The 14,630-nt window shown below is 69.0% G+C and carries 10 protein-coding genes; all 10 read right to left on the reverse strand.

All coding sequences use genetic code 11. The annotated features are described in order from the left end of the window. Positions 1-45: 45 nt before the first annotated feature. The 10 genes from arfA to HNQ79_RS26970 all read right to left on the reverse strand — a co-directional run bounded on the left by arfA (position 46) and on the right by HNQ79_RS26970 (position 14,583). The gene (gene arfA, locus HNQ79_RS26925; RefSeq protein WP_185035460.1) at positions 46-1,560 is read right to left on the reverse strand and encodes an arabinosylfuranosidase ArfA; all 1,515 of its coding nucleotides are present in this window, start codon (positions 1,558-1,560) and stop codon (positions 46-48) included. 35 nt (positions 1,561-1,595) lie between these two features. After that, entirely contained in the window at positions 1,596-2,393 is a 798-nt protein-coding gene (locus HNQ79_RS26930; protein ID WP_221508209.1) for a carbohydrate ABC transporter permease, read from the reverse strand. 113 nt (positions 2,394-2,506) lie between these two features. Further along, positions 2,507-3,475 (reverse strand): carbohydrate ABC transporter permease, encoded by a 969-nt coding sequence (locus tag HNQ79_RS26935; RefSeq protein ID WP_185035461.1) that lies wholly within the window; start codon positions 3,473-3,475, stop codon positions 2,507-2,509. Next, complete coding sequence (locus HNQ79_RS26940) at positions 3,472-4,866, reverse strand: extracellular solute-binding protein (protein WP_185035462.1); 1,395 nt, start codon at positions 4,864-4,866, stop codon at positions 3,472-3,474. Before HNQ79_RS26940 ends, HNQ79_RS26935 begins: the two co-directional genes overlap by 4 nt. A 350-nt stretch (positions 4,867-5,216) precedes the next feature. Then, complete coding sequence (locus HNQ79_RS26945; protein ID WP_185035463.1) at positions 5,217-6,545, reverse strand: pectate lyase family protein; 1,329 nt, start codon at positions 6,543-6,545, stop codon at positions 5,217-5,219. 41 nt (positions 6,546-6,586) lie between these two features. Beyond that, positions 6,587-7,441, reverse strand: coding sequence for a rhamnogalacturonan acetylesterase (locus HNQ79_RS26950; RefSeq protein WP_185035464.1), 855 nt, complete (start codon positions 7,439-7,441; stop codon positions 6,587-6,589). Positions 7,442-7,923: 482 nt separating this feature from the next. Next, entirely contained in the window at positions 7,924-9,267 is a 1,344-nt protein-coding gene (locus HNQ79_RS26955; RefSeq protein WP_185035465.1) for an ABC transporter substrate-binding protein, read from the reverse strand. 89 nt (positions 9,268-9,356) lie between these two features. Beyond that, positions 9,357-11,357, reverse strand: a complete 2,001-nt coding sequence (locus tag HNQ79_RS26960; RefSeq protein WP_185035466.1) for a pectinesterase family protein — start codon at positions 11,355-11,357, stop codon at positions 9,357-9,359. 17 nt (positions 11,358-11,374) lie between these two features. Next, complete coding sequence (locus HNQ79_RS26965) at positions 11,375-13,042, reverse strand: glycoside hydrolase family 43 protein (protein ID WP_185035467.1); 1,668 nt, start codon at positions 13,040-13,042, stop codon at positions 11,375-11,377. Continuing rightward, positions 13,039-14,583, reverse strand: coding sequence for a pectate lyase family protein (locus HNQ79_RS26970; RefSeq protein WP_229923438.1), 1,545 nt, complete (start codon positions 14,581-14,583; stop codon positions 13,039-13,041). The genes HNQ79_RS26965 and HNQ79_RS26970 overlap by 4 nt, the downstream gene beginning before the upstream one ends. Between the last annotated feature and the right edge of the window lie 47 nt (positions 14,584-14,630).

The raw sequence follows: 14,630 nt of genomic DNA on the forward strand, positions 1-14,630 counted from the left end.
GTCCGGCGAGCCTCCGGGGGCGCCCGGGCAGGCGCCCCCGTGCCGTCACGCCAGCCGGATGACGTTCCAGGACAGCGGTTCCAGTACCGCGCTCAGCACACCGTTCCGCAGGCTGGTGGCCGCGACGGTGTGCGGCGCGACGCGCTCGGGCTCGTCCAGGGTGTTGCGCGCCTCGGGGTCTTCGTCGGAGAGCGCACTGTGTTCTACGACGGCCCCCAACTCCAGTCCGTGCAGCGCGACTTCCAGCGGGAGGGCGTCGTGCTGGCTGCGGTTGACGGCGAAGACGGTGACGGAGCCGTCGTCCCCCCGTACCGCTGTCGCGTGCAGCAGTGGCACTTCGCCGTACGCCTTCGTCCCGTACGTGGGCGAGTCGATCCGTACGTCGAGGACCTGTCCGCGCCCGTACTGTGCGGCCTGTGCGAAGGGGAAGAAGGTGGTCTGCCGCCAGGCAGGGCCGCCGGGCTCGGTCATGATCGGCGCGATGACGTTGACGAGCTGCGCCAGGCAGGCGACGGTGACCCGGTCGGCGTGCCGGAGCAGGGCGATCATCAGGGAGCCGAAGACGACGGCGTCGGTGACGGAGTAGCTGTCTTCGAGCAGGCGGGGGGCCTCCGGCCAGTCGAGCGGGGCTGCGGCGCTCTCGGCGGCGAACCGGCGCTGGTACCAGACGTTCCACTCGTCGAACGACAGGTTGATCTTCTTCGTCGACTTCAGCCGAGCGCCCACGTGGTCGCAGGTCGCCACGACGGCCTCGATGAAGGTCTCCATGTCGACGGCGGAGGCGAGGAAGGAGTCGCGGTCGCCGTCGATCTCCTCGTAGTAGGCGTGCAGGGAGACGTAGTCGACGAGGTCGTACGTCTCGGCGAGCACGGTCGCCTCCCACGCGGCGAAGGTCTCCATGGCCCGGCTGGAGCTGCCGCATGCCACCAGTTCGACGCCGGGGTCCATCTGGCGCATGGCGCGGGCGGTTTCGGCGGCGAGGCGGCCGTACTCCTCGGCGGTCTTGTGGCCGGTCTGCCACGGGCCGTCCATTTCGTTGCCCAGGCACCACAGGCGTATTCCGAAGGGTTCCTTGTCGCCGTGCGCGATGCGTCGTTCGGACAGCTCGGTGCCGGCGCGGTGGTTGGCGTACTCCTGGAGTTCAAGGGCTTCCGCGACGCCCCGGGTGCCGAGGTTGACGGCCATCATGGGCTCGGCCTGCGGGCCGACCTTCTTGAGGAAGGCGATGTACTCGCTGAGCCCGAACCTGTTGGTCTCGGTGGAGCGCCAGGCGAGGTCCAGGCGGCGCGGGCGCTCGTCGGCGGGACCGACGCTGTCCTCCCACTTGTAGCCGGAGACGAAGTTGCCGCCGGGGTAGCGCAGGGTGGTCGCGCCGAGTTCGCGTACGAGGTCCAGCACGTCGCCGCGCAGCCCGGCCTCGTCTGCCGTGGGGTGGCCGGGCTCGTAGATGCCGGTGTAGACGCAGCGGCCGAGGTGCTCGACGAAGGAGCCGAAGAGGCGGGGGTCGACGGTGCCGACGGTGAAGGCGGGGTCGAGGGTGAAGCGTGCGGGGCGGGACATGGCAGTGCCTTTCAATGTCGCAAGGTGGTGAAGGGTTACTGTCCGGCGAGGCCGGTGTGGGCGACGCCGCGCACGATCTGGCGTTGGAAGGCCGCGAAGACCACCAGCAGCGGCAGGCCCGCGATGACGACGGAGGCCATCATCTGGGCGTAGCGCACCCCGTAGCTGGACTGGACGTTGACGAGGCCGACGGGCAGCGTCATGCCGTTCGGGTCGGTGGTCACCAGGAACGGCCAGAGGAAGTTGTTCCAGGTGGAGATGAAGGTGAAGATCGCGACGGCGGCGAGGATGGGCCGCGACAGCGGCATGACGATGGTCCAGAAGACCCGCCACCGTCCCGCGCCGTCGACGAACGCCGCCTCCTCCAGTTCGCGCGGCACCCCCTCGAAGAACTTCACCAGAATGAACACCATGGCCGGGACCGCGACTTGGGGCAGGATCACGCCCCAGTACGTGTCGACGAGTCCGAGCGTGACCATCTCCGCGAACAGCGGTGCGATGAGCACCTGCGGCGGCACCATGATCCCGGCGAGCACCAGCCCGTACAGGACCTTTCGGCCGCGGAAGTCGGTGCGGGCGAACCCGTACGCGGCCATGGCGCACAGCACGACCGTGAGCAGGGTCGTCATCACCGAGATATAGGCGGAGTTGAACATCCACTGTCCGAGGTCCCCGGACTCCCACACCTGCTGGTAGGCGTCGAAGGTGATCGTGGACCCGATCCACTCCAGGGGTGTCTTCGTCGTCTCTCCCTCCGGCTTGAGGGAGGTGGCCACGGCCCAGGCGATCGGCAGCACCCACACCACGACGAGCGCCAGAGCTACGACCAGCATGACGACCCGGCCCGGGGTCCAGCGGGGCCGGCGGCCGGTCGCGGCCGCCTCGCCCTTGACGGTCCCCCGCACTTTCGCCCTCACCTGCTTGTCCTTCTCCCACACGGGTGCGCTCATCGGGCGTTCTCCTCGCGGTTGCGCCGGGACAGCCAGAGCTGCGCCAGTGAGACGGTCAGGATCAGGGCGAAGAAGATGTACGAGACGGCGGAGGCGTATCCGATGCGGTATCCGGTGAATCCCGCGTCATACACGTACTGAAGGACGGGCCGGGTCGATTCGTCGGGTCCGCCGCCGGTCATGATGTAGATCTGGTCGAAGACCTTCAGTGAGGCGAGCACCTGGAGGACGACCACCACTCCGGTGGTACGGGCGAGCATGGGCAGCGTGATGTGCCGCAGCCGCTGCCACGACCCCGCGCCGTCCAGCTCGGCAGCCTCGTAGAGGTGCGCGGGGATCGCCTGCAACGCGGCCAGGTACAGCAGGAAGTTGAACCCGACGGTCCACCACACGGTCGTCAGAACGACCGACAGCATCGCGTACCGCTCGTCCGTCAGCCACCCGATCCCGGGTTCGAGTCCGACGGCGGCCAGCGCCTGGTCGGCGAAGCCGAAGTCCGACGGGAAGATGACCCACAGGAACAGCAGCCCCACCACGCCCGACGGCAGCAGGAACGGCGCGAACCAGCTCAGCCGCCACAGCCACTGCACGAACCGCAAGTGGTGCGCGAGCAGCGCCAGTACCAGCCCGACCAGCACCAACGGCACGGTCGACAGAACCGTGAACCACACCGTGTTCCACAGCGACGCCCACACGTCGGGGTCACCGATCGCCTCGGCGTAGTTGTCGAACCCGACGAACTCCGCGTCCGTACCGGCGATGTTCTCGCTCCGTACGCTCATCCCGAGCCCGGACACCAGCGGCCACACCAGGAACATCGCGTACACGAGCAGGAACGGGGCGACGAAGACGATCCCGTGCTCGCTCCAGTGCCGCTTCACCCGTACCGCGGGCGCACCCGCGGCCGGCGGCGCGGGCCGCGGCCCGGCCGCGGGCTGTGCCGCGTGCGTGTCGACGACGGTCATGCGGACGCACCTCCCGCCGCGTTGCGGCTGTCTCCGAAGGGGTTACGGGTGTCGAGCAGCGTCCGCAGCCGCTTCTTGGCTTCGGCGAGTGCGTTCTGTGGTGTACGCGAGCCGGTGAGCACGCCGGAGAACACGGCTCCGAGTTCGATCCACATCGGCGACGCGGAGCCCGCGAACCATGCCGGCTCGTCCAGTACGACGTCGTCCACCACCGTCCGGTACTCCGACTGCGGTGTGAGCGCGAGGTAAGCCGGGTCCTTGAGCGTGGGCAGGTACGCCGGCACGTGGCCGCCCTTGGCCCACTCCACGCTGTGCTTGAGCATCCACGCGACGAAGGCGTGCGCGGCCCGGTTGCTCTCGCCGCCCCGGTCCTCCTGGTGCGGCAGTACGAAGGCGTGGCAGTCGGCCTGCGTGGTGGCCCGCCCGAAGAGGTTCGGCACCCGGGTCATCGAGAAGGGCATCTCGGTCGCGAGGAACGAGCTGATCTCCCACTCCCCGTTGAGGTAGAAGCCGGTCTTCCCGTTGTTGAACACCCCGACCGCGCCCGGGTAGTCGACCCGCTTCACGGCGAGTCCGTCGGCGACGAGCATGCTCATGTACTCCAGCGCGACGAGGGCCTTCGCGTCGTCGAGGGCGAGCGTCTTGCCGTCCTCCGACAACACCCGCCCGCCCGTCTGCGAGTACAGCGTCGAGAACAGCCGCCAGGGCCCGATGACGCCGGGCCCGAGTGTCTCGGTCACCAGGGCCGGTTGCCCGGTCACCTTCTTCACGGCCCGCAGCGCGTCCGCGAACGCCCTCGCGCCTTCGAGGGGCCGGAGCTTGCCCCCGTCCCCCAGCAGCCCGGCCTTCCTGCACACCTCGGTGTTGTAGAAGAGCACCATGGGGTGGGTGTCCAGCGGCACCGCGTACTGTTTGCCCTCGATCGCGCCGCGCTTCCAGATCCCTTCCGGGAACTCCTCGGGCCGCACCCCGAACTCCCGGAGCAGCCCCAGGTCGAACGGGTCCAGCAGCCGTCCCGGCGCGAACCCGGCCAGCCGCGCCAGGTGCAGCGCGGCCACCTCGGGCGCGCGCCCGCCGGCCCCGGCCAGCCCCAGCTTCGTGTAGTAGGGCGCGCCCCACTGCAACGTCGCGGCCTCAAGCCCGATCTGCGGGTGCTCGGCCCGGAAGGCGTCGAGCATGCCCTGCATGTTGATGCCGTCGCCGCCGCCGAAGAGGTGCCAGTACCGCAGCCTGGTCTTCCCCTCTCCCACGCTCAGTGCCTGCGGCGCGGCACACCCGGCCACCCCGCCCGCGAGCGCTCCCGCGGCGGCGAGCCCGCCGACCCCGGCGAGCACGTTCCTGCGGCTCGGCGCGCCCGGCGCCCGGCGGCTCAGGGAGGAAGGTCGTCCCATGCCCCACCCCTCATGTTCGGTATTACGAATGGTGCTCGTGACTTCGAACGGGACCGTAGATTCGAACACGGGTGACGTCAATGAGTTGGACAGATATTCGTTGAAATACCGATCATCGTTCGGGATGACGAACACTCGGGTGCGCTACCAGAGCGCCGGAAGACCCTCCCCGTTCGTCCGGGACGCCCGGGAAGACGTTCCTCGCCCCAGGCACCGGGGCCCTACACGCGGACGTGACAGCGCGAGGGACGGCCGCTCACGGCAGTGGAGTGGCCGCCCCTTGCCGCACGTGCACGCGCGCCGCACGTGCACGCGCGCTTGCCGCACGTGCACGCGCGCGGGTCGGCGGTTCAGCGCAGCTTGCCCGCGCCCGCGTACGCCCAGGTCAGGCCGGGAACGGCGAGCGGGTGGTCCACACGGGTGCGGAGGGTGGGGGCCCAGCCCGCGTCGGAGCGGAGGGGGTCGGTGGGGTTGGCGGTGTTGTGGGCGGCGATGAGGTCGGTGCGGCGTCCGTTGACGTAGTTGGACTTGTCGGTGAGAGGCGCGTCCTTCCACTTCTTGAGGATGGCGGCCGGGCTTACGGAGGGCGGGAGGGTGAACGCGTTCTTCTCCGCGTACAGGCGCGACTCATGGCCGATACCGAAGCTGTAGACGTACGGTTGGGCGCGGGTGACGTCGAAGTGGTTGTTGTACGCGTCGACTTGGCCGAACCGGACACGGGGGGCGCGCTCGACGACGCCGGTGAAGCGGTTGTGGTGCAGGGTGACCTTCAGCTTGCCGGCGTCCGTGGCAGCGGCGCTGTCGCTGTTGCCGATCATGAGGGTCTTGTCGTGGTCGGCGAAGGTGTTCCAGGAGGCGGTGACGTGGTTCGCGCCGCGCACGATGTCGAGTTCGCCGTCGTGCTGCTGGTACAGCTCGCCGTAGTAACGGGGGAGGCTGCTGTCGGGATGGGCGCCGTCGGTGAAGGTGTTGTGGTCGATCCAGACGTGGGTGGAACCGTGGATCACCATGGCGTCGTACTCGGAGTTCCAGGCGCCCTTGGCCCCGTCGGTCGGGTCCCACTGGGGGAAGCAGTCGAGAGGGCTCTCGACGGTGAGGTTACGGACGATGACGTTGTCGACGCCCTGGATCTGGAGGCTGCCGCCGGTGATACCCGCGTCGCGGCCGATGCCGATGATGGTGGTGTTGGCGGGAACGTAGGCCTTGATGGCCTTGGACTGCTTGGTGGCGGAGGCGGCGCGGGCGTCTTCGAGCGGTCCGGTGACCTCGTTCTCGTACCCCCAGACCTTGGGGTCGTAGGCGGCGAGGTAGGCGTTGAAGTCGTAGCCGGGGGCCTCGAAGGCGGAGCAGCCGGAAGCGGTGGCGTTGAGGGTGCCCCGCACCTTGATGATCTTCGGGGCGGTGCCACCGGCGGCGAGGGCGGTCCGGAACTCCTCCCAGGTCGCGACCGTGTAGGTGTGCGCGGCGTCGGCGCGGGCGCCGCCCGTGGTGCCGGGGCCTTCTGACGCCCAGCCGTCGCCGGCGGGGAGGGCCTGGCGGGCGGGGTCGCGGGGGTGGGACGGTTGCGCCGGGTGAGCTTGCGCGGTTGCGGTGGTGGCCAGGGTGGCGCAAGTGGCCAGGGCCAGCGCGGTGGCGAGGACACGAGTACGGGTGCGGGCAGGGGTGGGGCGGGAGTGCATGGGTGCTCCTCGGGTGGGATGGACGGGAGTACGGGGGCGGGTCATGCCGTCGGCCAGGTGATCCACTCGTCGAGGATCGGGGCGTGCAGACGGCGTAGGTCGCGCGGGCGGAGGACGCCGGTCTCGCGCAGGCCGGTGGCGACCATGCGGGCCACTTCGATCGCTCCGCGCGGACGGAAGTGCGTGTTGTCCCGTACGCCGTCGGGGTAGTGGGGATGTTCGCCCGGTTCGAGCCAGTTAAAGTACGACTTGAGCGGTTCCGCGCCGACCTCCTGCCACTTCTTGAGGGAGGCGGCCTGTACATCGACGAGCGGCACGCGGGTTTGGGAGGCGAGCGCACGCACCGCCGCCGGATACTCGCCGTGGGTCGGCACGGCGTTTCCCACCGTGTCGAACTTGCGGCGCTCCACCGACGTGAGCAGGACCGGGCGGGCGCCGCACGCCTTCGCCCCGTCGATGTACTGGCGCAGATGCTGCTGGTAAGTGCTCCAGGGTTCGGTGTAGCGGGCGGGATCGGCGGACTTCGAGTCGTTGTGCCCGAACTGGACGAGCAGGAGGTCACCCGGGCGGAGGAGCGGAAGAACTGCGGCGAGTCGTCCCTCGTCGATGAAGCTCTTCGAACTCCGTCCGTTCACCGCGTGGTTGGCGACGGCCAGGTGCGGGTGCAGGAAGAAGGGGAGGGCCATGCCCCAGCCCGTCTCGGGTGCGGCGGCGATGAGCTTCGACGCGGCGGTCGAGTCACCGGCGAGGTGGAGGGTGGGGCGGCGAAGGGGCTTGTCGTGCGGACTGTGGCCGTGAGCGAGCGCGTCGTGGGCGCTCGCGGGGGACGCCAGGGCCGGGGCCAGGGGGACGGCGGCGAGGGCCGCCCTCATCGCGGTTCTGCGGGTTACGGGCATGGGAAGTACGCCTCGCGTTCCATACAGGGGATGGGGTAGGGAGCCGAACCGGGTGGCGGTGCTCCCCACGGGGGGGCCGGGCGGGCACCGCTGGGTGGCTCGGCCGGGTACGTGGACGGCGAGTGTGACGGGCGTGGCGGGGGCGGTGCAGGCCGTCTTTCACGCGTCGTGCGGTGTGCGGCGCGGTTGCCGGGCGGGTGTGGGCCTTGCGAGGTGGGTGTGGGCTCTGCGGAGGGCTGCGGGGCGGGGTGGGGGCGTGCGGGCGGGGTACGTGCCGGGCGCGGGGTGCACCGCGTCTCGTACATCGGATCTCGTACACCAGGCAGCAGGCACCAGGCGTCGTATATCGCGCACCGCATCTCATGCATCGCACGCCGTGCCTCGTACGGCATACGCGATACGCGACACGTCGCATCCCGTATGCCGTACGACAGGCGTCTCGCTCAGCGCCACGGAGCCGGGCTCTCGCCCCGTCCCGGGTGCTACTTCTTGCTCTGTTCCTTCCACTCCGCCTGCGCCTCGTTCAGCTGCTTGGCGAGCGTGTCCAGGAAGTCCTTCGAGGTCATGGAGCCGAGGAGGACCTTCTGGAAGTTGGGCTCGTTCTCCGCCTTGCTGATCTTGTTCCAGTCGGGGAGGTAGTACGGGAGCTGAACCAGCTTGGTGGAGCCGTCGGTGAGGGTCTTCGCGCCGAGCCGGGTCGGTTCGGAAGCGTTCACCCACGGGTCCTTGGCCGCTTCGGTGTTGGCGGGCATGGCGCCGGCCGACTTGTTCCACTTGCTGTTGGACTCGTGCGACGCCGCGAACTCGATGAACTTCCAGGCCGCCGCCTTGTTCTTGCTGCCCTTGAACAGGCCGAGCCCGTCGACCGGGTTGGAGACCTGCACCCGCACGCCGTTGTCACCGATCGGGCCCGGGATGCCCGCGAACCTTTCCTCACCCAGCGCCTTCACGTGGTCGGTGTACGAGCCGAGGTTGTGGCTGAGCATTCCGATGGTGCCGGTGTCCCACTGGGAGACCATCTTCTTGAAGTCGTTGTTGACGTCGGCCGCCGGAGTGGTCCTCTTGTAGAGCCCGACGTACTTCTCCAGCGCGGCCACGTTCTTCGGGTCGTTGACGGTCGTCCTGTCGCCGTTCCAGAACTCCGTGATGCCCGACTGCCCGTATGCCGCGTCCAGCGCCTGCGCGATGGAGCCCGGGCCGCCCCGGATGGTGTATCCGAACTTGTTGTTCTTCGCGTCGGTCAGCTTCTCCGCCGCCTCGTAGAACAGCTTCCATGTGGTCGGGGGCTGCAGGTTCGCCGCCTTGAACAGGTCGGTGCGGTAGTACAGGGTGCCGTTGCTCGCGGAGGTGGGGACGGAGTACAGCTCGTCGCCGCGACCGCCGGCCGTTTTGACGGAGTCGACCATGACAGGGACGAGTTTGCCGTTGAGCGACGACGTCTTGATGCGCTCGCCGACCGGTTCGAGGGCTTCCTGCGCGACCATGTTCGCCAGGTAGGCCGCGCCGACGCCGCCGACGTCCGGCAGGCCGCCGCCCGCGATGGCGGTGTCGTACTTGGACTGGACGTCCTCGCTCGGCACCGGGACGTACTTCACCTTGATGTCCGGATTCTTGCTTTCGAAGTCCTTGATGATCTCCTGCCAGACAGCGGTGCGCACACCGCCGTTGTTGTCCCAGAAGGTGATCTCGCCCTTGCCCGAACCCTCGTCGCCGCTGCCGGTGGTTCCGCCGTCGCCGCAGGCGGTGGCGGTGAGGGCAAGCAGGGCGGCCAGGGACACGGCAGCGACCGAGCGGCTGTTGTTTCTGCGCGGATTGTGGTTCGTCATGGTGTGTGCGCTCTCTTCGTTGAGATCGATGGTCCGTCAGTTGACGACGAATCGCGTTCGTAGTGGGGTGCTTCGTTCGTGCGGGCCACTCAGGACTCCTTGTGCGGTGCCCAGCCGTCCTGTCCGGCGAGGTAGTCGCCGACCTCGTGTCGGGCGGCATCGGCCGCGGACATCTGCGGGCGGTCGTCGGTGACGGACGCGCCCGGCCCGTACGTCCGGTACTCGGCGAAGCGGGCGTCCTTCCAGGAGAAGCCGCTCATGTCCGTCCACGGCGCGTCCTTGACCGCCGCGGGAAGCCGGGTGTCGCGGAACAGCGCTTGCCCGATGGCCTGCGGTTCGCCGCCCGGGTGCCAGGGCCGTCCGAGGTGGTAGGACTGCGGCGGGGCGTCGCTGACGACACGGCTGCGGTTGATCAGGAATCCGTACGGGTTGCCCGACCAGGTCGAAGATGCGGTGACGTAACCGTTGTTGGTGGTGGACCCCCGGCTGAGCGCCTTGATCAGCGAGCGGTCGATGACCGTGGTGGCGCGACCGTAGATGAAGTCGACGTCACCCTCGATGTACGAGTCGCGGATGTAGACGCGGCTGATGACGTTCAGCTTGGGACTGTCGGTCATCAGGGTGTCCTGGTTGCCCTTGAAGGAGGTGTCGGTGAACGTGATGCGGTCGCCGGTGGTCTTCATGGCGAGGGCCTGCTCTCCTTTCAGTTCGACGGCCGCCTCGTCGAAGTCGTTGACGAAGGTGAGGTTGCGGACACTGACGTCGGAGGCGGCTATCAGGACGGTGGCGCTGCCGCTCGAACCCCCGTACGCGGCGGGCGTATTGTGCACGATGACCGACTTCGTACGGTCGCGGCCGGTCCCGAGGAGGGCGAGCTGCGGCTTGGTCACGGGGATGCGGACCTGTTCGCGGTAGGTCCCGGGCGCGATCCGCAGCGTGATCCGGCCGTCGTTCCCGACCGGAACCGCGTCCACGGCGGCCTGCACGGTCGGGTAGTCGGCGGGCACGTTCAGGGAGGTGTCGACGCCGATGGTGCGCTGCGGTCCGGAGAAGCGCGAGACCAGTGCCGGTACGGCGGCGGCCGGGTCGAGGTGGTAGGAGTAGAAGGACCTGGGCTCGAACGCCTTGCCCCAGGCGTCGTGGCGCCCCGTCGTGTTCCGCAGGATCGAACCACGCTGCACCAACTCCGCGCTCGCGTCCGCTTGGTGGGGGTGCTGGACGTCGCGGTAGTAGCTGTTCTCGATGACCATTCTGGTCTTGCCGCGCGCCCAGTTGCCGTAGCTCCACACCGGGTCGCCGTCCGCGACCTGGGCGGAGAGATAGTTGTTGTAGAGGTGTGCGTAGGCGCAGTTGTCGGCGGAGGGGTTGCGCTGCTTGGTACCGCGGAACCAGTTGTGGTCGATGGTGACCTTGGTGACGACGTTCGGTGTCCAACCGATACCGAACGCCTTGTTGTGCTGGTCGAACTGGTTGTAGGAGACAGTGATGTAATCGCTGTCCTTGCGCAGGTCCACCAGGCCGTCACCGAGGTGCGTGAAGCGGTTGTGGTCGATCCAGACGTGGTGGACGGAGTCCATCTGGATGCCGTCGAAGTCGTTGGTCTTGCCGTCCCAGTCGCCCTCGACGTAGCTGTCCCGGATGGTGAGGTTGCGAATAATGACGTTGTGGGTGCCGGACTTCAACTGCAGTCCTCCCTGCACGAGTTCGCCGCTCGCACCGACCCCTATGAGGGTCTTGTTCGAGGTCACTTCGACCTCGGCGCCAAACGGCTCCATCGTGATGGCGCCCGCAATCCGGATGATGTACGGCTCGGCGGCCCCCGCGTACTTCACCAGGTCGGCCTGCGTACGGACGGAAACGACTTTGCCGCCACGCCCGCCGGTCGTACCGCCCGCGAGAGAGGCGAAGCCGTGCGCGGTGTCGGACCCTCGGGGGGAGGAAGCCTTTTGGTATTCGGGCGCAGGGGCGAGGGCCGGCGCGGCCTCGGCCGGCCCTGCGGCGAGGGCGAAGGTGGCGGCGAAGGCCGTTACGGCGGCCAGGACTCTTGGCAGCAAGCGCTTACTCGACCGACTGAAAGGGGTCTTGCTCATGGCGGCTCCCAACTGCTCTACGAAGGAGTGGAGTTGACCTGAACGTGGTGCGGACGTACACGGAAGTCCGTGAATGTGGCGCTGCCCGCTTCGCCTCCGGCCCCGTCAGGTGCGGCGGCGAACAGGCCGAGCAGCGCTCCGACCCATCGCCAGGGCGTGGCGGCGAAGACCGGCCCGGAAGCCCGCCACCCGTCGCCGGTATCGGCATGGAAGCGGCACCGGGCCCCGGCGGACACCTCGATGCGCAGCCGGACACGTACGGCGTCGGGGCCGTCGGTTCCGGGGCGAGTGCCTGCGGTGGCCACTGGTCGTGGGTGAGCGGCGTCCCGTTCGTGTTCCGCGACCGGTTCCGCGAAGCGGTGAACGAGGCTGACCGTGCCGTCCGTACCCCGCTCCAGCCCGATCCAGGAGAAGGCGTCGCCGAGCACCGCGAAGCCGGCCCGGGCCCCCGGCGCCTCCGAGGCCAGCGCGACGGTGACTTCGGCGGTGAACGTCTCCCCAGGCAGCCGCTGCGTCAGGACGTGCGGCACAAGCCTCAGGTCGTGTGCGTCCGCGGTGGGCACGCAGGTGAAACGCAGCCCGTCGCCGCGGTGCGCGAGGGTCCACCCGTCGGCCGGGTTGGCGGCCCACTGCCACTGCGGCCCGAAGCGCCCGCCGGGGAAGTCGTCGTCGGTGACGGGCGAGGCGAGGGGCTGCGGAGGGGCGGCCGGCTTGCGGTGCGTGCGTACCGGCTCACCCTCGCAGCCGAGCACGGGCCAGCCGTCGACCGTGTCCCACCGCATCGGCTGGAGGTGGACGAGCCGCCCGTACGCGCCGTGCTCCTGGAAGTGCAGGAACCAGTCCTCCCCCGCCGGCGTACGCACCCAGCCGCCCTGGTGGGGGCCGTTGATGTCGGTGCGGCCCTGGGCGAGGACGATGCGTTCCTCGTACGGGCCGAAGAAGTCGCGGGAGCGGAAGGCGCCCTGCCAGCCCGTCGTCACTCCCCCGGCCGGAGCGAAGATCCAGAACCAGCCGCCGTGCCGGTAGAGCTTCGGTCCTTCCAGGGTGAACCAGCCCGGGATGCGGTCGCCGTCGACGAGAAGGACGCCCTCGTCGAGGAGAGTGCGGCCATCGCGGCTCATGCGGTGACCGGTAAGCCGGTTCTTCACCCCGGAACGGGACTTGGCCCAGGCGTGCACGAGGTACGCCTCGCCGGTCTCCTCGTCCCAGAGTGGGCAGGCGTCGATGAGCCCCTTGCCCGCCTTGAGAAGGTGAGGCGTGGTCCACGGGCCTTGGATGTCAGGTGCGTTGACTTGGTAGACGCCGTGGTCGGGATCGCCCCAGAAGATCCAGAAGCGGCCGTCGGCACGGCGGAGAGAGGGGGCCCACACGCCCCGGTCGTGACGGGGGGCGGCGAACTCGTCGGCCGGTTCCAGTCTGTCCAGCGCGTGGCCGATCAGACTCCAGTTGACGAGGTCGCGGGAGTGGAGAAGCGGGAGGCCGGGGGCGCGGCCGAAGCTGGAGGCGGTGAGGTAGAAGTCGTCGCCGACAGCGATTACGTCGGGGTCGGAGTAGTCGGCGTGCAGGATCGGGTTGCGGTAGGTGCCGTTGCCGAGGTCTCCGTACCGTACGGGGTCTGGTGTATGGGGTATGAGATCTGATGTGTCGTGTATGAGGCCTGGTGCGGGCTGTGCGGGACCTGTCATCGGATCCTCCCGGCGCCCGCGTCGCGCTGTACGTCACGGGCCGCCTTCGCGGCGGGTTCGATTGGGCCGTGCAGGGTGGGGGTCCAGTCGACGTCGGCGGTCAGGTCGCGTTCGCTGCCGGAGTTGTAGGCGTTGTGGATCGCGAGGAGGTCGACCGGGAAGCCGTTGAACTCGGTGCCCTTCTGACGGAAAGCGGTGCCGTTCCAGCTCTTCACCAGGTCGGCGGCCTCGACGTGGCCGGGGGCGGTGAAGGAATTGTTCTCGGCGTGGATGCGGGATTCGGTGGAGACGCCGACGGAGTAGCGGAAGGCGGCGTGGCCGTCGGGGATGTCGTACCGGTTGTTGTAGAGGTGCACCTGGCCGTAGCGGACGCGGGGCGCGCGCTGGACGATGGAGGCGAAGTGGTTGTGGTGGAGGGTGACGCGGAGCTTTCCCCGGTCGGTGGGAACGTTGTCGCCGTTGCCGATGAGCATCGCCTTGTCGTGGTCGGCGAACCTGCTCCAGGAGACGGTGATCAGGTCGGAGCCGTTGGTGATGTCCAGCAGCCCGTCGTGGCGCAGGTAGTTGCGGCCGAAGTGGGTGGGCTCGCGGTCGTCGGGATGACCCTTGTCGCTGGCGGTGACGTGGTCGATCCAGACATGGGTGGCGCCGCGCAGCCAGATGTTGTCGTAGGCGGTCTTCCAGTCGCCGAGGCCTCCGGTGTTGGGCTGCCAGAGAGGGAAGCAGTCGTAGGCGTCGCGGAGTTCGAGGTTGCGGAGGATGACGTTGTCCGCGTTCTTGATCTGGAGGCTGGCGCCCTTGAGGACGGCGTGCTTGCCGACGCCGACCAGGGTGGTGCGGGAGCCGACGGCGAGTTCGACGCGTTCGGCCTGCCGGCCAGCGGACTTCTTGCGGGCTTCCTCCTGTGGGCCGGCGGGTTTGGCACCACCCCAGGTGCGGGGGTCGTACGCGGCGAGGTAGGCGGACAGGTCGTAGCCGTCCGTGGCGTAGTCGGCGCAGGTCAGACGGCGGCCCCGATCGTCGGTGTTGGCGTCGATCGTGCCCGCGATCCGGATGATCTTCGGGGTGTCGCTGCCGCCGTCCAGTGCCCTGACCAGTTCGGCGCGGTTGCGTACGGTGAAGACGTGGGCGTCGTCGGCGGCGGAGCCACCGGTGGTGCCGCCGTCGGCACTCGCCCAGCCGTCGTGGGGGGCAAGGACCTGGCGCCCGAGGTCGGGGGCGGTAGCGGAGGCGAATTCCCGCTCGCCCGCCGTTTCGTACACCGGGTCCGATGCCTGGTGTCTCGCATCTGGTATCGGATGCACCGTGGCGGGTGTCTGAGGCGTCGTACTTCTTGTCTGGAGTGCCGGCGCCCCATGCGCGGTCGTCCTGTGCGGCACCGTCCCGTCCACTGTCGTCCTGTGCGCCGTCGCCCCGTCCGCCGAGGTGACGTGCGCCGGGGTGTCGTCGGCATGTGCCGCGACGGGCACCAGGAGCGTGGCGGCCAGGGCGGCGGCGTACGCGGTGCGCGTGGCGTGCCTTCTGCGGGGTGTCGCTGTCATGCCTCGTACTCCTCAAGGCGTCCGATGTGCTGTCCGGATCCGCGGTT

Source organism: Streptomyces candidus (genome assembly GCF_014207445.1).
GTDB classification, from domain to species: domain Bacteria; phylum Actinomycetota; class Actinomycetes; order Streptomycetales; family Streptomycetaceae; genus Streptomyces; species Streptomyces candidus.